This window comes from Viridibacillus arvi (assembly GCF_001274945.1).
Taxonomy (GTDB): domain Bacteria; phylum Bacillota; class Bacilli; order Bacillales_A; family Planococcaceae; genus Viridibacillus; species Viridibacillus arvi.
In genome coordinates, this window is sequence record NZ_LILB01000008.1 from 356,610 (window position 1) to 380,478 (window position 23,869).

The following is a 23,869-nucleotide window of genomic DNA, read 5'->3' on the forward strand; positions in this document are numbered from 1 at the left end:
CTCCCTTATGCATGATGGTCTTTTTTCCCACGAATATAATCTTTGTTGAATAAAAATAACTTCAAAAGCAAATATATTGATGGTATTAGCAGTAAAAGTCCTAGCACGAAAGCAACTACTAAAGCAGTTGCCATTGCTGGATTCGTAAAACTATCATATATAGTCAAATATGGGTAAAGCAAATATGGATAGTGTGAAATACCGTAGGCAAAAAATGCTAATGCAAATTGACCAACAAGTAAGCCTAACGCCCAGCTATAATGCTGTTGCTTCCAAATAAACCAAACTGTAATGACAAACATGATTGCTGACAGACCGAACATCCAAGCAATATCGATCATACGATTAAAATGTTCTACGTTATGTTTACTTAACTCAAACATAATCCCAATAACAGAAATTGCTAATGGCCCCGCCCAAATGAGCGCGTATTTTCTTAGAAGCTTTGTAGCTTTTCGATCTCCAGCTTTATCTGCATACCAAGTTAAAAATACCGCTGATATATATAGAACAGCCGCAATTGCCAACACGACTATACTCCAAGTTAATGGGCTTGTAAACAATGCATGATAATCTAAAACCGGATTACCATTCACCATCGATACAAAGCCACCTTCAGAAATTGTTAATACTACTGATAGTGAAGCAGGGATTAACAATCCTGCTGCTCCGTACATAAACGAATAACCTTTATGTCCTCGTGACCCATACGATTCAAACGCGTAATAACTACCACGAATGGCAAGGAGAATAATCGCTATACTTGCTGGCACGAGTAATGTTGTTCCATAATAAAAAGCTGTTTTCGGGAAGAAACCAACTACTCCCACGAAAAAGAATACTAAGAATACATTCGTTACTTCCCATACTGGTGACAAATAACGTTGAATGATATTAGTTAAAATATGTTGTCGCCCCGTTAATACACCGTAAGCATTGAAAAATCCTGCACCAAAGTCAATCGAACCGATAATTAAATAGCCAAGTAAAAACATCCATAATACGGAAATTCCCAATATTTCTAATGTCATGAGAAGTCACCGCCTTTTTCAGCTTTACGATCTTCAATTTCTTGTTCAATTGGATTGTGACGGAACATGCGTCGAAGTACAACGACACTACCAACACCTAAAATAATATATAGGCCACAGAATAATATCAGCATAATGTCCACATGATCACTTGTTGTTGCAGCCTCTGCTACCTTCATATACTTACGTAAAATCCACGGTTGGCGACCAACTTCTGCAAGCCACCAGCCAGCTTCAATGGCAATAATAGATAACGGTCCTCCTGCAACAATGACCCTGCGGAACCATTTAGTACTTACAAAAGACCAACCTCGAATTTTACCTAATACATACGCTGCTGACACTAATACCATGAACATACCTATCATGACCATAGTATCGAACAAGTAGTGAATGTAAAGTGGAGGTGTTTCATCTTCTGGAAATTCATTTAACCCAATAACTTCAGCTGTAGGGTTTGAATGTGCTAAAAAACTTAAAGCATACGGCACTTTAATGGCATACTTCACTTCTTCACCATCGGTTACACCAAATAGAACAAGTGGAGCATTTTTCTCAGTTTCAAAATGCCACTCAGCTGCTGCTAATTTTTCTGGTTGATATTCTACTAAGTATTTTGCAGAGAAATCTCCAATGATTGCTGATGCAATGGCAAATACTAAACCAACTTTCATTAATAAGAACAACGCTTTTTTGTGATAAACGTGATTTGAACCTTTAAGCATTTTAAATGCTGCAATAGCTGCTAGAACAAAGGCTGCTGTCATGTAGGCTGTTACGACAACATGCGCTACTTTAGTTGGCATTGCTGGGTTTAACATCGCTAAAATTGGTTGTATATTAACGAGCTGACCATCTACGACATCAAAGCCTTGTGGTGCATTCATAAATGCATTCACGATTGTAATAAAGACTGCTGACATCGATGCACCAATTGCAACAGGAATTAATAATAGTAAATGTTTCTTTTGATTTTCGAAACGATCCCAGGTGTATAAATAAATACCTAAAAAGATTGCTTCAAAAAAAAATGCAAATGTCTCCATAAAAAGTGGTAAGGCAATAACATTACCTGCTAGCTGCATGAAGTTAGGCCATAGTAGCGATAACTGCAAACCGATAGCTGTACCTGTCACTACACCAACTGCAACGGTAATAACGAATCCACGCGCCCAACGCCTTGCCAGTAAAATATAGTGCTCATCATTCTTCTTAATCCCAACCCATTGTGCAATCATAATCATTAATGGGACACCTACGCCGATTGTAGCGTAAATGATATGGAAAGATAATGTAAGCTCCGTTAAGACACGGCTAAAAAATACAGCACTTTCATTTTCCATGATTGTTCCTCCTCAGCTTCCGAAAATACGTCCGACGAGTGACAGCAGCATAATACCTGCTACGATAAAGCTTAACCAGATTAGTTTCTTCTCATGTGTTTTATACATAGCGCACTCTCCCTTACTTATTATTATACCCAGAGCAACTGGTATTCTAACTTCCGAACGTGTCAGATTTATCACGTATTCATGTTCAAAATATGATAAAAGAATGTTCAAAATGTGAATTGTTATTTATCTTGAGCAAAGAATTTGCTTTTCACATTTTAGATAAAAGAAAAGACTAGAAAGCAACATAGCTTCTAGTCTAAAAACATTCATTATATTATGGTCTATCTTGTTCTCTAATATCATCAATTGGTACAAAGACTTCAATATGTCTTTTTAAATTTCTAAATTCAGCAGGAATATCTCCACCGTATTCACCATCTAAATTTAACTGTACTACTTCATCCGAAGTCACTTTCACATGGCTAGCCTTTGCATGGATAACATGTGGATCTTTAAAATGTTCTCCGCGAACTGCAAGTGAAACAAGTTTGATAAAATCGGCGATATTACATTTTTTTAGTATAAACATGGAGAAGTAACCATCATTAATACTTGAGTTTGGTGATAATTTTTCGAATCCGCCTACCGAGTTTGTTAAACCGATTAAGAACATCATTGCTTCATCTTCAAAGACTTCACCATCGTATTCAATACGCATTTTAGAAGCTTTTATTGAAGGTAGCATTTCAATTCCTTTCAAATAATAAGCCAGTTGTCCAATCATTGTTTTAAGCTTACTAGGTACTTCGTAAGTTAGTTCAGTAATACGACCGCCACCAGCAATATTAATAAAATGACGATCATTCACTAATCCTACATCCACTGGAATAGTATCACCTTTGATAATAATATCTACAGCTTGACTTATATCTCGTGGAATATGTACCGCACGTGCAAAGTCATTTGTTGTCCCCATTGGTATTAATCCAATTTTAGGTCTTTCTTCAAACTCACTAACCCCAGCGACAACTTCGTTTAATGTACCATCTCCACCTACAGCAATGATCACATCAAATTTACGCTCAACTGCTGCATTTGCAGCAGTAGTTGCATCGCCTGCACAGGTAGTAGCATGACAAGAGGCTTCATAGCCGGCGACTTCTAATTTTTCTAATACTTCAGGTAGATGCTTTTTGAAAATTTCTCTACCCGATGTGGGGTTATAAATGATTCGTGCTCGTTTCATATCATTACCTTCTTTGCTCTACAATTTTCTATATATGTTAACGGAAAAATTCTGAGGAATGTTCCCAAAAGTACTTAAGGCTCAAAATAGGCTGTCTCAACGATTAAATTAAATACGTTTAGGCAGCCCTTTATTTCTTATAATGTATATCAAAATTTCAGTTTGTAGCAGTCAAACATGAAAAGCTTTCAATCCCATTATACAGAATCATCCTTATTGTGCAAATGACGGTTTTATTTTAAAGTGTTTGTTACAACTTTACGGAAATCATCATATACCCAGCTCCAAAATTCTTCATTTGAAGCATTCTCTTCAGTAATACTTGCGAATAATTCCTTTTGTTTCTCTTCAAATGTAGGATCATCCTGTGTAGGTAGTGTGGCTTTTTTTGCTAACACATATTCTTGTAGCTGTGGTGCACGTGGTCCCCATTTTCCAAGCACTTCTCCTGCTTCACTTAAAATAATATAAACAGGAATAGAGCGACCACCGTTTGTTAAATACTGATCCATTAACTCTAAATTTTGGTCACGGTAAACACAACGCATTTCTAAATTTGCTGCCTCTGCAATTTTACGGATGATTGGATTGTTCATCATCGCATCACCACACCAGTCTTCTGTTATTGTTAAAATATGTGGTTTTTTAGATGCAAGTAATGAAATAAACTCTTCATCTTCAGGCAGCTGGTAATTATTATAAACTTTAAAGCTGTTATCCTTATGCGTTGTCATACTATCCATATAATCTTGAATTGAAATTGCTTCGTCAAAATATTGTTTTTCAGTTTTCATATGTAAAACCCCCTTGAAAATAGTGTAAATGTTTTATGAATTTTTGGCAAAGTTATAAACATGCTAATCTCCAATAAGATATTGTTACTCTACTACAGTCGTTTTAAATTAACTTCGTATTTAATTGAGTTAGTATAGATTTTGATAGAACAAAGCGCACTGTCATGAGTGGATCTACTATTTGGCAAATTTCAATTTGACCAGCTGCACTTAATAACATGGTAACTTCAGCTAGTGATCGTCCCGTTTTTTGTACAATTCTATTAGCCATTAACTCTGTTGCAAGCCTGCTTGCTTCGTCTAATGTTTCGGCAGAAGCGATTTGTGTAAACACGTCTTCATTTTCTAATAAAGGCTGCTCTATTGACTCTCCTTTTAACACCTCTAATGTAACCGTCGCTGTTCCTTCTACTTCAACACCAGTAACGCCAATTTCCCCATCACCCATTGCTGCATGGAAATCACCAAGACCAAATAATGCACCTTCAACGAAAACAGGGAGATATAAAATTGCACCCTCTGTAATCATTTTATTATCCATATTTCCCCCATGTGGTCCAGGCGTGCCACAATTAATTGCTTCTTCTTTTGGTGCAACACCGATAACACCAATCATCTTATTAATAGATAATTTAATATCGTTTAAGAGTACATGGTCTTCTTTTATTGGTAAAATTTTAATTGTCGATTCAGTAAAACGATGTCCTAATGTACCTTCATTCGGCAGAGTCATCATCACACCCTGTGAACCAACTTCGATTTTATTAATTTTGATCTTTAAAATATCCCCAGGCATCGCTTCTTTAATATAAATGGGTCCTGTTGCGGGATTTGTTTGATCCCAAGCTAGTTGCTCTATCTTATCTTTCTCAGATATTATTTGGTTTTGAAAACAGTCGAATGTTTCAATACGAATTGTGGTACCTGATGAAATGGTTTTAATAGGCTTGTGATTTTTATCAAAAGCGTAAACGATGCCTTCAGAACGACTTAATGTTTCCATATGAATACCCCCATACTTTTTCTCTACTATAGCAAAAAAGACTGCTTGAGGCACGGATGCTCAAGCAGTCTTTGAAAGTTTTAAATTAGCGTTTGTTGATTTCTTCAAGAAGGATTTTGTTAACCATTGGTGGGTTAGCTTGTCCTTTAGTAGCTTTCATGATTTGACCTACTAAGAAGCCAATTGCACGATCTTTACCGTTTTTGAAGTCTTCAATTGATTGTTGGTTGTTGTCCAAAGTTTCTGTAACAATTTTAAGTAAAGCTGTTGGATCAGAAAGTTGAACAAGACCTTTATCTTTAACGATTTTTTCTGCATCGCCACCGTTTTCAACTAGCTCTTTGAAAACTTTTTTAGCGATTTTAGAAGAAATTGTTCCTGCAGAGATTAACTTAACCATACCTGCAAGTCCTTCTGGTGTTAAAGCAGTATCTTTTAATTCTTTTTGTTCTGCGTTTAAGTAAGCAGATACTTCACCCATTAACCAGTTAGAAGCAAGTTTTGCGTCTGCTCCAGCTGCTACTGTTGCTTCAAAGAAATCTGCGATGTCTTTTTGCAATGTTAACACGCCTGCATCGTATGCTGTTAAGCCTAGTTCTTCAACATAGCGAACTTTACGAGCTGCTGGTAGTTCAGGGATTTCATCTTTCACGCGTTGTAACCATGCATCGTCGATTACGATATCAACTAAGTCCGGTTCTGGGAAGTAACGGTAATCGTCCGCGCCTTCTTTTACACGCATAAGGATTGTTTTACCTGTTTTCTCATCGAAACGACGAGTTTCTTGCTCGATGACACCGCCTGCATTTAATACAGCTGCTTGACGTTTTTCTTCAAACTCAAGACCACGGCGAACGAAGTTGAATGAGTTTAAGTTTTTCAATTCAGTTTTTGTACCGAATTCATCTCGGCCGTATGGACGGATTGAGATGTTGGCATCACAACGTAGTGAGCCTTCTTCCATTTTACAGTCAGATACACCTGTATATTGGATGATTGATTTGATTTGCTCAAGGTAAGCGTATGCTTCTTCTGGAGTACGGATATCTGGTTCAGATACGATTTCCACAAGTGGTGTACCTTGACGGTTAAAGTCAACTAGAGAGCTGTTTTTACCGTGAGTAAGTTTACCAGCATCTTCTTCCATATGAAGGCGAGTAATACCGATACGTTTTTTCTCACCGTTTACTTCAATATCAACCCAGCCGTTTTTACCGATTGGTTTATCAAATTGTGAAATTTGGTAAGCTTTCGGATTATCAGGGTAGAAATAGTTTTTACGGTCGAATTTAGTATGTTGTTCGATTTCCATATTAAGTGCTAGAGATGCACGAATTGCGTAATCTACAACGTTTTTGTTTACAACTGGTAAAACACCTGGGTAACCTAGGTCAATTACTGTTGTGTTTGTATTTGGTTCAGCACCAAAGTGGTTTGGTGAACCAGAGAAGATTTTAGAGTTTGTTTTTAACTCTACGTGTACTTCTAAACCAATGACTGTTTCAAAGTTCATATTATTTTACCTCCCAAATTTGAGGAGTTTCTTTGTGGAATTCAGTTGCTTTTTCGAAAGCATCTGCCACACGGTAAATTGTAGCTTCATCGAAGTATTTACCAATAATTTGTAAACCTAGTGGTAGACCATCTTCGAATCCACATGGAATTGAGATAGCTGGTACACCTGCTAAGTTAATAGGAATTGTTAGAATATCGTTAGCGTACATTGTCATTGGATCTTCAACATTTTCTCCAATTTTGAATGCTGGAGTTGGAGTTGTAGGTCCAAGAATTACATCAAATTCTTCGAAAACTTTATCGAAATCTTCTTTGATTAATGTACGAGCTTGTTGCGCTTTTTTGTAGTAAGCATCATAAGTACCTGCACTTAATGAATAAGTTCCAAGCATGATACGACGTTTTACTTCATCTCCGAAACCTTGAGCACGAGTTTCTTTGTAAAGTTCTTCTAAGTTTGTAACGTTTTCAGCGCGGAAGCCAAAACGGATACCATCGAAACGTGATAAGTTTGAAGATGCTTCAGAAGAAGAAAGGATGTAATATGCTGCTAATGCATATTTAGAGTGAGGAAGTGATACTTCTTCCCAAGTTGCGCCTTGAGCTTCTAATACTTTAAGTGCATCAAGAACTGATTGACGTGCCGCTTCTCCAACACCTTCACCTAAATATTCTTTAGGTACAGCGATACGAAGACCTTTCACATCACCAGTAAGAGCTTCTACAAAGCTTGGTACTTCAACGTTTGCTGAAGTTGAATCGTTAGCATCTACACCTGATATTGCTTCAAGTAATAATGCATTGTCTCGTACATTACGAGTAATCGGTCCGATTTGATCAAGTGAAGAAGCGAATGCTACTAAACCGTAACGAGATACACGACCATAAGTTGGTTTCATCCCAACAACACCACAGAATGATGCTGGTTGACGAATTGAACCACCTGTATCAGAACCTAATGAGAATGGTACTTCTCCTGCTGCTACAGCTGCTGCTGAACCACCTGAAGATCCACCTGGTACGCGGTCAAGACCCCATGGGTTACGAACTGGTTTGATGCCTGAGTTTTCATTTGAAGAACCCATTGCAAATTCATCCATGTTCAATTTACCGATTGTTACCATTCCAGCTTCACGTAATTTATTGACAACTGTTGCGTCATAAATCGGGTTGAAGCCTTCTAGAATTTTACTTGCACAAGTTGTTTCCAAGCCTTCAGTGACGATATTATCTTTAACACCGATAGGTAGACCGAATAATGGTCCTCTTTCTTCAAAAGGTACTGCATCCATTTCTTTTGCTTGTGCTGTTGCTTTTTCTTCATTTAATGCTAAAAACGCGCCTACTTCACCATCTAGTGCAGCTACACGTTTATAAGCTTCTTCTGTTAAGTCAGCGATTGAGATTTCTTTTGTTTTTAAAAGTTCTTGTAACTCTTGTGCTGATTTTGTAAACAATGTCATATGTGGCCCTCCTTACTGACTATTATTCTGTAATGATTGGTGGTACTTTAACTAAACCGTCTACATGTTCTTTTACGTTTAACATCATAACTTCACGATCTAAACCTTTCACTGCAACGTCTTCACGTAAAACGTTTACAAGTGGTAAGACATGTGTTGTTGGTTCAACATTAGTAGTATCTAATTCATTAAGTTGCTCTGCAAATTTAGTAATCGCACCTAATTGTTGTGCAAACTTTTCAGCTTCAGCTTCTGTAATAGCTAGACGAGCTAAGTTAGCAACGTGCTTAACTTCTTCTTTTGTAATATTCGCCATTCTTCACACCTCCGAATTCAATAACCATACCGATAATAATATCATTTTTAGTAATATTTATGCAAGGCGATACTTTCCGCTAAAGTGACGCCAAACGCTTGAAAATAAAGGCTTTTCTTTCCTTTATTAACAACCTTACTAGACTCATAATCCATTATAGCAAAATGAATAGAGATAATTGACTACCTTCAGATTATACAATTTATCGACACAAATAAGTATGATTTTCATACTTTCTACTAAAGTAAAAGAGTGCGACAGATTTGTCGCACTCTTTCTATTAAAAACTAATCATTATATATATGAATATATGGCTCACTTGAATTAGCATCTTTTACTACTAATGCCTCTGGTCCGTTGACAGAGGTCACATTAACTTCGACTTTTAAGCCTTTAGGGAATTGGTCAATTACTGCACCAGCCATGAATTGTGTGAAACCAATAATTTCAGAAGTACCGTAAAATTTAATCGGAATATCTATGTTTAACTTTTTAATTTTATTATCTTGATAGAAACCTGTTCCAATAACATTTGTATAGTTAGAGAAGTACTTTTCAATATCTTGTTTAAAGAATTTAAAATATTGATTCATCTCACGGTAATTTTCTTCACTATCATTTGTTGGGAACAAGACATATTCCTCTTTAACCGATTTCCACTCTGAGATTTTATTAGATCCCTCATCTACAATACCGTAAGAGATATATGTGCCTGGAACAATGGAACTACGGCTTTGCTGTTTAAATAGTCCAACAACCATTGGCACATTTTCTAGTCCCTCTTTTTGACGTAATCGTTGAATGACTTGGGCAGCAATTTTTTCTCCCTGTTTTGTTAAAACCGGTTCTGGTATTGGTTCTTCATATGTTGCACCATAATCTTCTTTTTGATAATAGTAAATAGAGTTAAGAGCCAAGCCGATTGAAACACCAGCAAGCTTCACTTTATTTTTCCCTGCTTTTTCAAGGTAATTTTGCTCTACGATATGCGCTAAATAGATAGGAGCCTTTTTAGCACGTTCTGTTGGCGACATACTTTTGGTAGTAGCAGGGTTTAATCCATCATCTGTTTGAGAACTACGCGCAAGCCATGAAGAGGCAGTTTCCTTATCTATATACTGCCCCTCCTGGAAAAAGTACTTACCTGGGTCAAATGCCTTTTGAGATAAGCGTAATAGTCCACTTTCTGCTTCTGTAATATCATATTTTGAATAAATGTTTGAAACAATCAAACCTCTACTTGCACTTGCTTTATAAGGTAAAAGAGTACGATAGTATTGGTCATCAATTTGCATATTAGGAATGATCGTTGCTTCTTCCTTGTCTTTAGCATCGCTTTGTACTACTTCCGTGTCATTCTTTAATGATGGAACGCAACCTGCAAGCATGGTGACAACAATCATCGCCGGTATCCAGCGAAGTCGTTTCATGATCTTGATCTCCTTTACACAGTTAATTCTTGAAGAAGGCGGTTTTCATCCCAAACTTCAATGCCAAGTTGTTCAGCTTTTGCTAGTTTCGAACCTGCTTCTTCTCCGGCGATTACTAGATCCGTTTTTTTACTTACACTTCCAGTAACTGTACCGCCTAACTGTTCTATTTTCTCTTTTGCATCTTGTCGTGTCAATTGTTCTAATTTACCGGTTAAAACAACTGTCTTTCCTGAAAACACGCTCTCTATGTCAGCCACATTTACTTTTTTACCTTTAAAGTCCATGTTCACACCTGCATCAGAAAGCCTTTGTATTAATGCTTGGACTTCTTCATTTTCAAAATATGAAAGCAATGATTCGGACATTTTTTCACCAATATCATTTACATTCACAAGTTCATTCGTAGTAGCCTTCATTAAATTCTGCATAGAACCAAATTCTTCAGATAATACTCGTGCTGCTTTTGCACCAACATGGCGAATCCCTAAGCCGAATAATAAGCGCTCCATTGAATTTTCTTTTGAATTTTCAATAGCTGTCACTAAATTATTTGCTGATTTTTCACCCATGCGCTCTAATTGAACTAAATCTTCTACTTTTAATTTATATAGGTCTGATATATCTTTTACAAGATCAGATTTTAATAATTGCTCTACAACTTTTTCTCCGCAACCATCGATATTCATGGCATTTCGTGATACAAAATGAGCCATACCTTCTGAAATTTGAGCGAAACATTGTGGGTTTACACAGCGAAGTGCTACTTCACCTTCTAAACGGATAAGCTCACTATCACAAGCTGGACAATGTGTTGGCATTTCATAAGGAACTGAATCTTCACTACGTTGATCAAACAATACGGAAACAACTTCAGGGATGATATCACCGGCTTTACGGATAATAACTTGGTCTCCGATTCGGATATCTTTTTCGCGAATAATGTCCTCATTATGCAATGTTGCACGCCCAACAGTTGTCCCTGCTACAAGAACTGGTTCTAATATAGCCGTAGGGGTAACAACACCTGTACGGCCGACAGTTAAATCAACATCTAAAACTTTAGTGACCACCTCTTCAGCGGGGAATTTATATGCGATAGACCAACGTGGACTTTTCGCTGTATAACCTAACTCCTCTTGCTGGTCATAACGGTTTACTTTAATGACGATCCCATCAATTTCATATGGTAATTCTGGACGTTTTTCTGTCCACTCTTCGATGTAAGCCATTACTTCTTTAATATCCTTGCATGCTCTGCGTTCATGATTTGTATGGAATCCCAATTTATCCATGTAATCTAATGCTTCACTATGGCTGTCTAAATTGTAAGCCTCGCCACTACCTCCGATAGCATAAATGAAAGTCGATAAATTACGACTCGCAGCAATTTTAGGGTCTAGTTGACGAAGTGATCCAGCCGCTGCATTACGAGGGTTTGCAAATAACTCCTCGCCTTTTTCTGCACGTGCTTTATTAAGATTTGTGAAAGAGCGTTTTGGCATATAACATTCTCCACGTGCTTCAATGGATATCGGCTCTTTTAAACGTAACGGTATAGAACGAACCGTTTTTAAGTTTTCTGTAATATCCTCACCAATTTGACCATCACCACGTGTTGAACCTACAACAAAAACACCATTTTCGTAGCGAAGAGAAATCGCTAAACCATCGATTTTCAATTCACAAATATAATTGAAATTGTCACCAATAATAGCACGTGCTCTTCGATCAAAGTCATTCAAATCTGCTTCGTTAAAAGCATTTGAAAGGCTAAGCATTGGATAGTCATGTGTAACCTTTTTGAAACCTTGTAATATGTCCCCACCTACGCGTTGTGTAGGTGAGTCCGGATAAATTAAATCCGGATTTTCTTGTTCAATTGTAATGAGTTCATTTAATAATTGATCGTAAATTGCATCTGAAACAACCGGTTTATCCAGTACATAATAGGCATGTCCATATTCATGAAGAAGCTCATTTAGTTCAGCTACACGCTTTTCCAGTTGTATTTTGTCCATTCATTTTCCTCCGCAACTGCGCCTATACTTTTTCGATAGGCGCAAATTTTGCTAATAATCGTTTAATACCTGTTGGGCTTGGGAATGCAATATCTAACTCAACATTCTCTCCTTCACCACGAACACTGACAACTGTACCAACACCCCATTTTTTATGAGATGCTTTGTCACCAGAAGCCCAGCCAAGTTTTTCTCCACCAGATTGTGTATATGCTGGTTTTGTCACTACTGTACGAGTTGGCTGTGTTGTTGATGTAACAAATCCAGACTGACGTGGTGAACGTCCAGCACTTGTCCTACTATTACTATTGTTAGCCGAAACATCTTCAATAATTCCATTATCGATTTCCTGTAAGAATCGAGATGGATTGTTATAACTGCTACGTCCAAAAATAGTACGAGTTTGTGCACAAGTTAAGAATAGTTTCTGTTCAGCACGTGTAATACCTACATAAGCAAGACGACGCTCCTCTTCCATTTCATCTTCATCTTGCAATGAACGTGAGTGTGGGAAGATATTTTCTTCCATACCGATTATGAACACGACTGGGAATTCTAAACCTTTTGCCGAGTGCATAGTCATTAAAACAATGCTACCTTTAGACTCATCCTCTTTATCAAGAGAATCAATGTCTGCTATAAGTGCTAAATCAGTTAAAAAGGCAACAAGCGTTTTATCATCACTTTGAGCTTCAAATGCTTTTGTAACTGTTAAGAATTCATCGATATTCTCTAAGCGGCTTTCTGCTTCAATCGTTTTTTCCGTTTTGAGCATTTCACGATAGCCTGACTTTTCGAGCACTTGCTCAACTAGTTCTGTCACAGACAAAAATTCCTGCATTCGTGTAAAGTCAGAGATCATCGCATGAAATTTTGCTGCCGCGTTTGCTGCTCTTGCTGGCAGCCCCATAAAGTCAACTTCTCTTAATGCATCAAAGATAGAGCGATCTTGTTCGAATGCGAATTGCGCCATGCGATCAAAAGAAGTTGCACCAATACTACGTTTTGGTTCATTAATAATTCGCGCTAGCGATAAATCATCGTCATTATTAGCAATTAGACGTAAGTATGCTAGTAAATCCTTTATCTCTTTACGATCATAGAACTTCGTGCCCCCAACGATTGTATAAGCCATGTTCGACTTCACAAGCACCTCTTCCATTGCACGTGATTGTGCATTTGTGCGATAAAGAATTGCGAAATCATCAAGTGAGCGATTATCTTTTATCATTAATTCTTGAATTGTTTGTACGACAAATTGCGCTTCTTGTTTCTCATCATAAGAACGTGAAATAGCAATTTTCTCACCTTCAGCATTTTCCGTACGTAATTCTTTTGGATAACGACTTGAGTTATTTTTTATGACGTCATTCGCCGCTTGAAGGATGCGTGCAGACGAGCGGTAATTCTGTTCTAACATGATCGCTTTTGACTTAGGATAGTCTTTTTCAAAAGATAAAATATTTTGGATATCTGCTCCACGCCAACGATAAATGGATTGATCAGAGTCACCAACAACACAAATGTTTTGGAATTTCTTCGCAAGCATTTGAACTAATTGATATTGCGAATGGTTTGTATCTTGATATTCATCCACGTGAATATATTGGAATCGATTTTGGTAATATTCAAGTACTTCAGGTACCTGTTTGAATAGACGTATAGTAATCATGATTAGATCATCAAAATCTAATGATTGGTTTTTTCGCAAACGTCTTTGGTAACCTTCATATACATCCGCCACAGTTTTTTCATATGGATTTGTTGAACTTATTTGTGCTTTATATGTTTCAACATCGATACATTCGTTTTTCGCAGAACTAATCGCATTTAACATAGAGCGTGGATCATGACGTTTAGGATCTATATTTAACTCTTTCAAAACATTTTTAATTACTGTTAATTGATCAGTTGTATCTAGAATGGAGAAGTTTTTGTTGTAGCCAATACGATCGATATCCCGACGTAAAATACGAACACACATGGAGTGGAATGTAGATACCCACATTTGTGCACCCGTTCCGTTGCCTAGCAAACCATCGATACGTTCTCTCATTTCACGAGCCGCTTTATTCGTGAATGTGATGGCTAATATTTTCGAAGGATAAACCTTTTTTTTAATTACTAAATACGCGATACGATGAGTTAGTACGCGCGTTTTCCCTGATCCTGCTCCAGCCATTATTAACAATGGACCTTCTGTTGTTTTCACAGCTTCAGCCTGTTCAGGGTTCATTCCTTTTAATAAATTATCCGTTAGTTGTTCCATAACGCACCACCTTTTTACAATACAAACATTTGTTCTTGATTATACTATAGTTTTATATTTCTTTCACTGCCTTTACTGTACTAAGCGCTGTTTTTAAATCTTCATATATAATATTGCCAATTACGACGGTATTAGCTGATTGAGCCATTTCCTTTGCCTGTTCAGCGTTAGAAATCCCTCCACCATAAAATAATCGTGTATTTTCTAAAACAGCTTGAACATCTTTTACTATATTAGGATTCCCGTAAATGCCACTATATTCTAGATAAAAAATAGGTAAATTGAACAGATTTTCAGCCATTCTTGCGTAAGCAACTACGTCTTCTGCATCTAACTCAGTATTTGCCTCCGTCACTTTTGCAGCTTTGCAATCTGCATTTAAAATGCAATAGCCTTCTGCAAAAAGTTCGTCCCACATCATGATATCGCCGTATTCTTTAATCGCTTGATGATGTAAATCTTTCACCCATCTAGTGTTACTGCTATTTAATACTGTTGGTATAAAGTAATAATCAAAACCTGGTGTAACAGATTCTAAATTAGAAATTTCTAAAACAACTGGCACTGTAAAACGACGTATTCTTACCAATAAATCTAATACATTATCGATTGTCACATTATCTGTGCCACCAACAATTATTGCATCTGTGCCTGATTCGCACAATTGCTCTAGCATCTCATCTGTCATTGGTTTTGCCGGATCAACTTTAAATACATGACGCCAATTTTGAAACTCCATTTTAACCCACCTATCTGTAATATTAATATCTATTTGACTTAGTCAAAGAGCAACCAAGTTTTTCTCTAATTACCAGTATACATTAGTCAAACGTGCCCTCCATTGAATATTCGAAAAGGCTCGAAAGAATTTATCTGAAATTTATTTCACAAGAAAAAAACTGAACAGACATCTGCTCAGTCGGTTTCATTATATTTGCTAAACAACTTCTCAGTCTTTAGGAGCTAGAAAAGGTTTTTCATCTGGATAAAGGCGACCAAGCATTTCATCGTATGTATCATTTCCGTAATCGAAACAACGACGTACACGAGAAATTGTTGCTGTAGAAGCACCTGTTTCCTTCTTGATTGTTTCATACGTTTTTTTCAAGCGTAATAAATGCGCTACTTCAAAACGTTGTGCTAAAGATTGGATTTCACTTATTGTACATAAATCATCAAAAAATTTATAGCATTCTTCTATGTCATTTAACTCCAAAACCGCTTTAAATAGTTGTTCTGTTTGATGACCTTTAATTTTTTCAATTTGCATGCTTCCTTCCCCCTTTCCTCATTAAGGTTCATATGTGACCGCTTTTGCTAATCCAGGATTGGAAGGTACGAGGTGAATCCACGACTTACCAGGCACTAGTTTGACAGGCTGATCATTTGCATATGGTACTAATACACCATCTACATTTCGCCATTTGACATCTAACTTTTGCCCAGCTTGAAATACATAACCATTTCCACCTGAAGTCAAATCAAGCGATTGACGTCCCTTTTGATCAACAGTACTTTGATTCACTTCAAAGAATAATACATTGGCAACTTGTACAGATTCATCGTTTAATAAATCCTTAGTAACTACACCGCCAGATTGACGTTCATATAATTTACTGTCTTCATTAAAAGTATATGTGTTATGGAATTGTTCATCAACACCATAACGAATATCTATTTTCGAAATATACTTTTCTATTTTAACATCTTCAGCAGACTCATAAAAAGAGAAAGGTACTTTTTTCTGCATTTTTAATGAAGCTCCTACTTTTTTAAATCCCAACTTTACATTCTCTTCTGAAATATAGGAGTTGTGTGGTGCTACACGATCCGTTGAACGTTGAAATAATGAACCATCATATTGCATTCCATTAATATTATCCACTACACCAGCACTTAACATCCTTTGTGCCTCTGGACTATACCCATGTGCAATATAAAATGCATCTAAGCCTTTTGCTAGATCAACAAAATAATCTCTTGCACTTCTAACTGGCCCCATATTTTCAGGCAACTCACTTTGGAATACAGCAAGTAAACGTGTAATATTCCCTTCAGCTACCATCTCATAAACTAGATCAGCCGAAGTCAGACCAGATTGAGGACGTGCTTGCGGATGATTATTAATCGTCACCATCACTGGTCGCATTTTTGGTTTTTGCTCTACCTCTAAACCAGTAAACGGTGTGAAATATGTCTTTTTCTCAACTTCTGCTTCAGCCTGTACTTCCGTTTTTTCTGGTTCCTTCTTTACTTCTTTTTCTTCTTTATCTTTAGAGCATCCGACGATTAAAACGCCAAGTACTAATAGCCCCACCATCAACTTCTTTTTCAAAAGATTTCCTCCTATCTCATAACGGACGGGAATAGAACGGTTTTCTTCATCACATCGAAAATACCGCGTTGAGTAATCCGAATATAAGGTAAATGTGTAGATTGTAAAAATAGCAAAGTATATATAGCATCACCTAGATGGTAGCCTCGCTCTTGTAACGCTTTCTTTAGAGCTAATTCTTGCTCTATTAATACTTCAACAGGCTCGGTGGATAATCCTCCTCCAATTGAAAGTGGTAGGCTTTCTAAAACTCGCCCATTTTCAACAATTACGATACCACCCTTCATTTTTTTCATTTCATTGAAGGCTATTAACATATCTTTTGTATTTTTTCCTATTAAAATTATATCGCCAGTACTTGAGTAAGAGGATGCAAATCCTTGAAGATGTGTCGCAAACCCTTTTAGCAAAGTATTTACACGCCACTTTCCATTTTTATCAACTAGCATTAAATAGCATTCATCGTGGTCCGTGTGAAGTTTACCTTCATTCGTATGAACGGATACGCTATATGGTTTCGTTATAACATCATTCACCAATTGGATCCCAAATGGCATCGAGAATTGGAAGTCATCATCAGATAAATCAAATTTCAAATCGAGTGTGCCCATTGCTGACCAATCGATTGATGGTAGAGTGAACGCCTTTTTATTGTCGCGTTTTAACCAAACACCTTTTGATAATACGCTTACAGGAACCGGATTGAATTCGTTTTCTAAAAAATTCAGCGTAGCATATCGTCCCGTTGCTATAAGTCCGTGTAAATTACTCATATTATAATAGCGCGCGACATTGTAAGATGCCATTTGATAGGCATCAATCGGCGCAACCCCCGCATCAAGGGCTACTTGAATACATTTGTCCATCACACCATCTCTATGGAATGAAGGTGTAGCACCATCTGTTGTCATCATTAAGTGATCAAAAATATTCAATTTCTTCTCAACAATATCTTTCAAAAGTATTGGTAAATCTGGACGGATGGAAGAATGACGTAAAGTTACTGCATATCCATGTAAAATACGATTTTCCACTTCTTCTATAGTCATTGATTCATGGTCTCCATCAGCACCAAATAGTTTCATACGAGCTAATGTTCTTTCAGATGCGCCCGGTAAATGCGCTTCAATTTTTTTACCATGTGCTTTTGCGAGTTTTAACCAATATAGCATTTGGTCATCGCCTGCTAGTAATCTTGGCCAACCTGTTAACTCCCCACCTAACATGACATCTGTTCGTTCAAGCCAATCATTAATTGCTTTTGTCGTAAAGAGATCATGTTCATTTTCAAGCTCCGTTTGCGAATCAAATCGAGCCCACCAGTAGAATGAGAATGGCAGTTGCTTTAATTGATCTAGTATTGTAAACGCTTTCTTGTTTTTAATTGCTAAAAATAGCATCAAGTTGTCAGATAGAAACGTCGTCGTTCCAAGTTGCGCTGCATAATCCGCAAAGGATTGGGGATTATAAAGCTGAAATGGATGAACATGTGGTTCAATGTAACCTGGAACAATCGTCTGTCCCTCGGCATCAACAATCTCTGTTGCAGCTGTGTTTGGTGGCATTTTAGACCCTGCGTATATAATACGATCTTTATCAATCCAAATGTTCCCCTGGATCCATTGTTTATATACACCATGTAAATAACGCGCGTTTTTAATTACTAAATTAGGTGCTTCTTTACCATCAATGATAGCTATTTGTTGACGGATTTGACTGATTTTCCATGAGGGTTCTGGCATTACATCCATCTCCTTTCGCTTTTCTTTTTTGTTTATATGCTCGTTAAATCGATTATTTAATTTATGTCAAAAATAGGATTTAATTCTGTTTTAGCATTATTGAATTATCGTATCACAGCACTTTAGGAAAGCAAAGTTTTTAGTAGTATTTTGTGGGAAAATTTGTATAGGAGGGTGACTTAATTGACACAATCAGAAAACTTAAGTACGAAGAATGCTTTTATGCGGTTAACTTGTGGTATAACTATGACAGCATTTGGTATCGGTAGAATTTCGCGCGATTCTAATTGTACTGGTGGTCGATTGATGATTATTTTCGGTGCTATGAAAACAGCGGAAGGTATATTAAAGTATTGTCCAACAAAGGCAATGATGAACTCCACTATGAAATCCGTAATGGATAGTTCTATGACAAGTGCTTTTGGTGGCCAAGCTGCAAGTATTATTCCGAATATTGATCAATTGATGAAAGATTTTGCTGGTGGAAATTCGAATGCTAATTCGAATAGTAATTCTAATAGTAATTCGAATGCTAATACGAATACTAATTCGAATAGTAACTCCAATAATAATGGTGAAAAGAATAATTCACAAAACAGCAACTCTAAAAATCAGTCTAATGATCAAAATAAGAACAATAATAACAGTCAATCTAACTCAACTAATTCATAATTCCCATACTATACAAAAAGCTGTCCGACCTAAAAATCGGGCAGCTTTTTGTTTTACTTCATTGTACGCCAACCAATATCCGAACGGTGGAAAAAGCCTGCCCACGATTCTTTAGATAAACCTTCATATACTTTTTGTTGTGCGTCTTTTAATGATGTAGCCTTTGTAGTAACTAGTAGTACGCGTCCACCATTTCCTACAAAGTCTTCTCCTACTAACTTTGTTCCAGCATGAAATACATCGAAGTTTGACGATAATTTTTCAAGGGACGGTAATTTAGCACCTTTTTTTACATCGCCTGGATATCCTTCAGAAGCAATTACTACACCGAGCATTGCCTCGTTCGACCATTCCAATGTATAAGGTTCTTCATTCATTAACGCCATCAAGAATTCTCCAAAATCAGATGCCATACGTGGTAAAACAACTTGTGTTTCAGGATCACCAAAGCGTGCATTGAATTCAATTACCTTTGGACCTTCAGCAGTTAAAATAAGTCCTGCATATAAAATCCCAGTGAATGGTGCACCTTCAGTTGTCATCGCTTGTACAGTTGGCACGACTACTTCATCATATGCACGTTTAACAACCGCATCAGAAATTTGAGGTACCGGAGAGTAAGCACCCATTCCACCTGTATTTGGACCTTTATCACCGTCATATGCACGTTTATGATCTTGTGCAATAACCATTGGATAAATTTGACCATTATGTACAAATGACATGTAAGAGAACTCTTCCCCATCAAGGAATTCTTCAATTACTACTCGAGAAGAAGAATCACCAAAACGTTGATTACCAATCATGTCTTTGATGCCTTCAATCGCTTCCTCTTCAGTTAATGCAACGATTACACCTTTTCCGGCAGCTAGACCATCTGCTTTAACAACAATTGGTGCCCCCATTTTTTGCACATATGCAATTGCAGCATCTGCTTCAGTAAATGTTGCGGAAGTTGCTGTTGGGATATGATATTTTTGCATTAGTTCTTTTGCAAATGATTTACTACCTTCTATTTTAGCTGCCGCCTTTGTTGGTCCAAAAATGCGCAAACCTTCTTCTTGAAAAGCATCTACGATACCAGCTACTAAAGGTTGTTCAGGTCCGACAAATGTTAAATCGATTGACTGTTCTTTAGCAAAAGCTATAAGTTCCGCAAAGTTGAAAACGTCAATTGCCACACACTCTGCATCATTTTTCATACCATCGTTACCTGGAGCTACAAATACTTTCTCAACGGATGCTGCATTTGCAAATTGTTTAGCAATTGCATGCTCACGACCGCCACTACCAATAACCAGTACTTTCATTGATGTTTCCCCCTACTTATAAATTAATGGAACACGCCGATGTTTAATCATTGTGTTCCTTGGGCCAACAGGATGCTGGTCATGCAACCGTCGCGACACGACGTCGCGCTTTTAGGTTGCCTTCCTCTAATTAGTGTTTAAAGTGTCTTACTCCTGTGAATACCATTGCGATGCCGTATTCGTTTGCTTTGTCGATTGAGTCTTGGTCTTTGATTGAGCCGCCTGTTTGGATGATTGCTGTAATTCCTGCTTTAGCAGCAGTTTCTACGGTGTCATTCATTGGGAAGAATGCATCTGATGCAAGTGCTGCACCTTTTGCTTTTTCACCGGCTTGCTCTAATGCGATTTTCGCTGAGCCTACACGATTCATTTGACCAGCACCAACACCTAATGTCATTTTGTCATCAGTTACAACGATAGCATTTGATTTAACGTGTTTTACTACTGACCAACCAAGTTTCATTGCTGCCCATTCTTCTTCCGTTGGTTCGCGGTCTGTAACTACTTTTACTTCTCCATCTTTTAAGCCAAAACGGTCTGGCTCTTGAACAAGTAAGCCACCCTCAACAGATACCGTGTTGAATGCATCACGTTTTTCTTGTGCAAATGAAATTGTTAGTAAGCGAATATTTTTCTTCGCAGATAATTTTTCAAGTGCTTCAGCAGTGAATGCAGGAGCGATGATAATTTCTAGGAAGATCCCAGCAAGTTGTTCTGCTGTTGCTAAATCTACTTCACGGTTCAACGCAATAATACCACCGAAAATTGAAGTTGAATCTGCTTCATATGCTTTAGCGAATGCTTCAGAGATTGTTTCAGCTGTACCAACACCACAAGGATTCATATGTTTTACGGCTACTGCAGCTGGTGCGTCAAATTCTTTGATAATTTGAAGTGCAGCATTTGCATCTTGAATATTATTGTAAGAAAGTTCTTTACCATGTAATTGCTCAGCTGATGCGATTGAGAAATCTGAGCCTAAGCGCTTTTGGTAGAAAGCTGCTTTTTGATGTGGATTTTCACCGTAACGAAGTGGTTGTTTTAATTCATATGTTAAAGTCATTTGCTCTGGGAATTCTTCACCAGTGTATTCTGTTAAGTAGTTAGAAATATAAGAATCGTAAGCAGCTGTATGCCGGAATACTTTTGCACCTAGACGACGGCGTGTTTCAAGTGTTGTTTGACCTTCTGCTTTTAGCTCTGCTAATACAGTTGCATAATCATTTGAATCGACGATAACAGATACATATTTTTGGTTTTTAGCAGCCGAACGAAGCATTGTAGGACCACCAATATCAATATTTTCAATAGCATCGACGATTGTTACATTAGGCTTTGAAATTGTTTCAACGAATGGATATAGATTTACACAAACGATTTCGATTGGTTGAATACCATGTTCAACCATTTGCGCTTGGTGTTCAGGATCATCATGTTTTGCAAGTAATCCACCATGAATAAGCGGGTTCAATGTTTTAACACGTCCACCTAAAATTTCTGGGAAGTTTGTTACTTGGTCAACAGCAGTTACTGCTACACCGTTTTCTTGTAAATGTTTTTTTGTACCGCCTGTTGATAAAATTTCATAGCCTAATGCCTCTAATTCCTTAGCAAATTCTAAAACACCTGATTTATCAGAGACACTGATTAACGCACGTTTCGTCACGATTATTTCCTCCTTAGATTTGAAAGCAAGTTGTAATTCTTATGTTGTACATAATCGGAACCAAAGCACGAAGCTCTGGTTCCACTTAATTATTTATTTTAAAGTTGCCTGTAATGCTTCTTTATAAAGATCATGCTCAATAGCATGAATTGCTTGTTCAGTTGCGACGCGGTCTCCGTCAGTGACTGCTACAGCACGTTGCGCAATAATTGGACCTGTATCCATCCCTGCATCTACAAAGTGAACTGTTACACCCGTTACTTTCACACGATGTTCCATTGCTTGTCCAATGGCATCTTTCCCTGGAAACGAAGGTAATAGAGAAGGGTGAATATTGACAATTTTCGAATTATAGGAATTTAATAATGTTTCACCGATTAAACGCATATATCCCGCAAGAACGATCCATTTCACTTCACACTCTTGTAGCTTAGCTAAAATAGCTTGTTCAAAAGCTTCCTTAGAACCAAAATCCTTAGGGCTTAGCGCTAATACGGGGATACCTTTTGCTTTAGCACGTTCTACAACATAAGCACCAGGCTTATCTGTGACAACGAGCTCAATTTTCGCATTTAGTTCACCGCATTCAATTGCTTCTTGAATAGCTTGAAAATTTGAACCGCTACCTGATGCGAAAACTGCGATGGAAACGATATTACTCATGAGTTAAGCTCCCATCATGATTACCGTTGAAAAGAACACCTTCACCTTTCACAACGCGACCAATTTCATACGCTTTTTCACCATGTTGTTCAGCAATCTCGATAATGCGGGCTGCTTCAGAAGCTGGTACTGAAAGTACATATCCAATTCCCATATTGAAAACATTATATAAATCACGCTCTTGTAGGTTACCCTTCTCTTTTAAGAATTCAAAGACAGGTAATACTGGCCAAGTGCCTAAATCAATTTCAGTTGCTAGTCCTTCCGGCATCATACGAGGTAGGTTTTCGTAGAAACCTCCACCTGTAACGTGTGCCATACCATGCACTTCACACTCTTTTAGCATTGCTAAAACAGGTTTTGCATAAATTTTTGTTGGTACTAATAAAGCTTCACCAATCGGGCCTAGGTTCTCGTAGCCTTCAACAATTGTTTCAGGTGTAAAGTCATTATCAGCAAATACAACTTTACGGACAAGTGAATAACCATTTGAGTGAATACCGCTAGAAGCTAGACCTAGAAGTACGTCACCTTCTGAAATTTTCTCGCCTGTTACGATGTTTGCTTTTTCAGCAGCACCTACCGCAAAGCCCGCTAAATCATATTCATCCTCTTCATACAGACCAGGCATTTCAGCTGTTTCGCCCCCGATTAACGCAGCACCGGATTGAACACAACCATCAGCAACACCTTTAACAATTTGCTCGATTTTAGCAGGTTCAGCTTTACCAACTGCTACGTAATCTAAAAAGTACAACGGCTCTGCACCTTGTGCAACGATATCGTTTACACACATTGCTACGCAATCTACTCCGATTGTATCGTGTTTATCAGCCATAAACGCTAGTTTTAATTTTGTACCAACACCATCAGTACCAGAAATAAGAACTGGTTCCTTCAAGTTTAATTCAGATAAATCGAACATGCCGCCAAAGCCACCAAATGAACCCATGATGCCTTTTCTTGCTGTACGTTCAACATGTGATTTCATTCTTTGGACTGCTTCATAGCCTGCTTCAATATTAACGCCTGCTTGTTCATATGCTTTTGACATGTAGA

General features: G+C 37.5%; 20 protein-coding genes. 1 reads left to right on the forward strand and 19 read right to left on the reverse strand.

From position 1 onward, the window contains the following. Nucleotides 1-5: 5 nt before the first annotated feature. From AMD00_RS20585 to AMD00_RS20655, 15 genes are all read right to left on the reverse strand, one after another. Nucleotides 6-1,031: a cytochrome d ubiquinol oxidase subunit II gene (locus AMD00_RS20585; protein ID WP_053418873.1), complete on the reverse strand. Its 1,026-nt coding sequence runs from the start codon at nucleotides 1,029-1,031 to the stop codon at nucleotides 6-8. Beyond that, on the reverse strand, nucleotides 1,028-2,374 hold the full coding sequence (locus AMD00_RS20590) for a cytochrome ubiquinol oxidase subunit I (RefSeq protein WP_053418874.1): 1,347 nt from the start codon (nucleotides 2,372-2,374) through the stop codon (nucleotides 1,028-1,030). Before AMD00_RS20590 ends, AMD00_RS20585 begins: the two co-directional genes overlap by 4 nt. A gap of 325 nt (nucleotides 2,375-2,699) precedes the next feature. Beyond that, nucleotides 2,700-3,611, reverse strand: a complete 912-nt coding sequence (locus tag AMD00_RS20595) for a diacylglycerol kinase (protein ID WP_053418875.1) — start codon at nucleotides 3,609-3,611, stop codon at nucleotides 2,700-2,702. A 233-nt stretch (nucleotides 3,612-3,844) separates the two neighbouring features. Beyond that, on the reverse strand, nucleotides 3,845-4,405 hold the full coding sequence (locus AMD00_RS20600; protein ID WP_053418876.1) for a thioredoxin family protein: 561 nt from the start codon (nucleotides 4,403-4,405) through the stop codon (nucleotides 3,845-3,847). Nucleotides 4,406-4,508: 103 nt separating this feature from the next. Further along, nucleotides 4,509-5,408: an acetamidase/formamidase family protein gene (locus tag AMD00_RS20605; protein WP_053418877.1), complete on the reverse strand. Its 900-nt coding sequence runs from the start codon at nucleotides 5,406-5,408 to the stop codon at nucleotides 4,509-4,511. An 85-nt stretch (nucleotides 5,409-5,493) separates the two neighbouring features. Further along, on the reverse strand, nucleotides 5,494-6,921 hold the full coding sequence (gatB, locus tag AMD00_RS20610; protein ID WP_053418878.1) for an Asp-tRNA(Asn)/Glu-tRNA(Gln) amidotransferase subunit GatB: 1,428 nt from the start codon (nucleotides 6,919-6,921) through the stop codon (nucleotides 5,494-5,496). Nucleotide 6,922: 1 nt separating this feature from the next. Beyond that, nucleotides 6,923-8,386, reverse strand: coding sequence for an Asp-tRNA(Asn)/Glu-tRNA(Gln) amidotransferase subunit GatA (gatA, locus tag AMD00_RS20615; RefSeq protein WP_053418879.1), 1,464 nt, complete (start codon nucleotides 8,384-8,386; stop codon nucleotides 6,923-6,925). A 22-nt stretch (nucleotides 8,387-8,408) separates the two neighbouring features. Beyond that, nucleotides 8,409-8,702 (reverse strand): Asp-tRNA(Asn)/Glu-tRNA(Gln) amidotransferase subunit GatC, encoded by a 294-nt coding sequence (gene gatC / locus AMD00_RS20620; protein ID WP_038178678.1) that lies wholly within the window; start codon nucleotides 8,700-8,702, stop codon nucleotides 8,409-8,411. Between the two features lie 287 nt (nucleotides 8,703-8,989). Then, on the reverse strand, nucleotides 8,990-10,132 hold the full coding sequence (locus tag AMD00_RS20625; RefSeq protein WP_053418880.1) for a CamS family sex pheromone protein: 1,143 nt from the start codon (nucleotides 10,130-10,132) through the stop codon (nucleotides 8,990-8,992). A 14-nt stretch (nucleotides 10,133-10,146) separates the two neighbouring features. Then, on the reverse strand, nucleotides 10,147-12,153 hold the full coding sequence (gene ligA / locus AMD00_RS20630) for an NAD-dependent DNA ligase LigA (RefSeq protein ID WP_053418881.1): 2,007 nt from the start codon (nucleotides 12,151-12,153) through the stop codon (nucleotides 10,147-10,149). 22 nt (nucleotides 12,154-12,175) lie between these two features. Next, nucleotides 12,176-14,422: a DNA helicase PcrA gene (gene pcrA, locus AMD00_RS20635; protein ID WP_053418882.1), complete on the reverse strand. Its 2,247-nt coding sequence runs from the start codon at nucleotides 14,420-14,422 to the stop codon at nucleotides 12,176-12,178. Nucleotides 14,423-14,474: 52 nt separating this feature from the next. Beyond that, nucleotides 14,475-15,161, reverse strand: a complete 687-nt coding sequence (gene pcrB / locus AMD00_RS20640) for a heptaprenylglyceryl phosphate synthase (protein ID WP_053418883.1) — start codon at nucleotides 15,159-15,161, stop codon at nucleotides 14,475-14,477. Between the two features lie 210 nt (nucleotides 15,162-15,371). Then, complete coding sequence (locus AMD00_RS20645; RefSeq protein ID WP_038178690.1) at nucleotides 15,372-15,692, reverse strand: YerC/YecD family TrpR-related protein; 321 nt, start codon at nucleotides 15,690-15,692, stop codon at nucleotides 15,372-15,374. A gap of 21 nt (nucleotides 15,693-15,713) precedes the next feature. Beyond that, entirely contained in the window at nucleotides 15,714-16,757 is a 1,044-nt protein-coding gene (locus AMD00_RS20650; protein ID WP_245639571.1) for a DUF3048 domain-containing protein, read from the reverse strand. Nucleotides 16,758-16,768: 11 nt separating this feature from the next. Next, entirely contained in the window at nucleotides 16,769-18,499 is a 1,731-nt protein-coding gene (locus AMD00_RS20655; protein ID WP_053418884.1) for an adenine deaminase C-terminal domain-containing protein, read from the reverse strand. Nucleotides 18,500-18,682: 183 nt separating this feature from the next. Between AMD00_RS20655 and AMD00_RS23745 the strand changes: the two genes are divergently transcribed. Then, nucleotides 18,683-19,171 (forward strand): YgaP-like transmembrane domain, encoded by a 489-nt coding sequence (locus AMD00_RS23745; protein ID WP_053418885.1) that lies wholly within the window; start codon nucleotides 18,683-18,685, stop codon nucleotides 19,169-19,171. A gap of 53 nt (nucleotides 19,172-19,224) precedes the next feature. Here the strand turns inward: AMD00_RS23745 and purD are convergent, their stop codons facing one another. The 4 genes from purD to purM all read right to left on the reverse strand — a co-directional run bounded on the left by purD (nucleotide 19,225) and on the right by purM (nucleotide 23,864). After that, nucleotides 19,225-20,481, reverse strand: coding sequence for a phosphoribosylamine--glycine ligase (purD, locus tag AMD00_RS20665; protein WP_053418886.1), 1,257 nt, complete (start codon nucleotides 20,479-20,481; stop codon nucleotides 19,225-19,227). A gap of 130 nt (nucleotides 20,482-20,611) precedes the next feature. Next, nucleotides 20,612-22,147: a bifunctional phosphoribosylaminoimidazolecarboxamide formyltransferase/IMP cyclohydrolase gene (gene purH, locus AMD00_RS20670; protein ID WP_053418887.1), complete on the reverse strand. Its 1,536-nt coding sequence runs from the start codon at nucleotides 22,145-22,147 to the stop codon at nucleotides 20,612-20,614. A gap of 93 nt (nucleotides 22,148-22,240) precedes the next feature. After that, nucleotides 22,241-22,810 carry a phosphoribosylglycinamide formyltransferase gene (gene purN, locus AMD00_RS20675; RefSeq protein WP_053418888.1) on the reverse strand — a complete coding sequence of 190 codons (570 nt, stop codon included), beginning with the start codon at nucleotides 22,808-22,810 and terminating at the stop codon, nucleotides 22,241-22,243. After that, a complete protein-coding gene (gene purM / locus AMD00_RS20680) occupies nucleotides 22,803-23,864 on the reverse strand; it encodes a phosphoribosylformylglycinamidine cyclo-ligase (RefSeq protein WP_053418889.1) in 1,062 nt (353 codons plus the stop codon). Before purM ends, purN begins: the two co-directional genes overlap by 8 nt. Between the last annotated feature and the right edge of the window lie 5 nt (nucleotides 23,865-23,869).

What these genes read in the sequence shown, in the direction of transcription:
- AMD00_RS20585 (WP_053418873.1), bottom strand. Translation starts at nt 1,031, where the DNA reads ATGACATTAGAAATATTGGGAATTTCCGTATTATGGATGTTTTTACTT.
- gatC (WP_038178678.1), bottom strand. Translation starts at nt 8,702, where the DNA reads ATGGCGAATATTACAAAAGAAGAAGTTAAGCACGTTGCTAACTTAGCT.
- AMD00_RS20590 (WP_053418874.1), bottom strand. Translation starts at nt 2,374, where the DNA reads ATGGAAAATGAAAGTGCTGTATTTTTTAGCCGTGTCTTAACGGAGCTT.
- AMD00_RS20595 (WP_053418875.1), bottom strand. Translation starts at nt 3,611, where the DNA reads ATGAAACGAGCACGAATCATTTATAACCCCACATCGGGTAGAGAAATT.
- pcrA (WP_053418882.1), bottom strand. Translation starts at nt 14,422, where the DNA reads ATGGAACAACTAACGGATAATTTATTAAAAGGAATGAACCCTGAACAG.
- purD (WP_053418886.1), bottom strand. Translation starts at nt 20,481, where the DNA reads ATGAAAGTACTGGTTATTGGTAGTGGCGGTCGTGAGCATGCAATTGCT.
- AMD00_RS20600 (WP_053418876.1), bottom strand. Translation starts at nt 4,405, where the DNA reads ATGAAAACTGAAAAACAATATTTTGACGAAGCAATTTCAATTCAAGAT.
- AMD00_RS20655 (WP_053418884.1), bottom strand. Translation starts at nt 18,499, where the DNA reads ATGCCAGAACCCTCATGGAAAATCAGTCAAATCCGTCAACAAATAGCT.
- purN (WP_053418888.1), bottom strand. Translation starts at nt 22,810, where the DNA reads ATGAGTAATATCGTTTCCATCGCAGTTTTCGCATCAGGTAGCGGTTCA.
- pcrB (WP_053418883.1), bottom strand. Translation starts at nt 15,161, where the DNA reads ATGGAGTTTCAAAATTGGCGTCATGTATTTAAAGTTGATCCGGCAAAA.
- gatB (WP_053418878.1), bottom strand. Translation starts at nt 6,921, where the DNA reads ATGAACTTTGAAACAGTCATTGGTTTAGAAGTACACGTAGAGTTAAAA.
- ligA (WP_053418881.1), bottom strand. Translation starts at nt 12,153, where the DNA reads ATGGACAAAATACAACTGGAAAAGCGTGTAGCTGAACTAAATGAGCTT.
- AMD00_RS20625 (WP_053418880.1), bottom strand. Translation starts at nt 10,132, where the DNA reads ATGAAACGACTTCGCTGGATACCGGCGATGATTGTTGTCACCATGCTT.
- AMD00_RS20645 (WP_038178690.1), bottom strand. Translation starts at nt 15,692, where the DNA reads ATGCAAATTGAAAAAATTAAAGGTCATCAAACAGAACAACTATTTAAA.
- purM (WP_053418889.1), bottom strand. Translation starts at nt 23,864, where the DNA reads ATGTCAAAAGCATATGAACAAGCAGGCGTTAATATTGAAGCAGGCTAT.
- gatA (WP_053418879.1), bottom strand. Translation starts at nt 8,386, where the DNA reads ATGACATTGTTTACAAAATCAGCACAAGAGTTACAAGAACTTTTAAAA.
- AMD00_RS20605 (WP_053418877.1), bottom strand. Translation starts at nt 5,408, where the DNA reads ATGGAAACATTAAGTCGTTCTGAAGGCATCGTTTACGCTTTTGATAAA.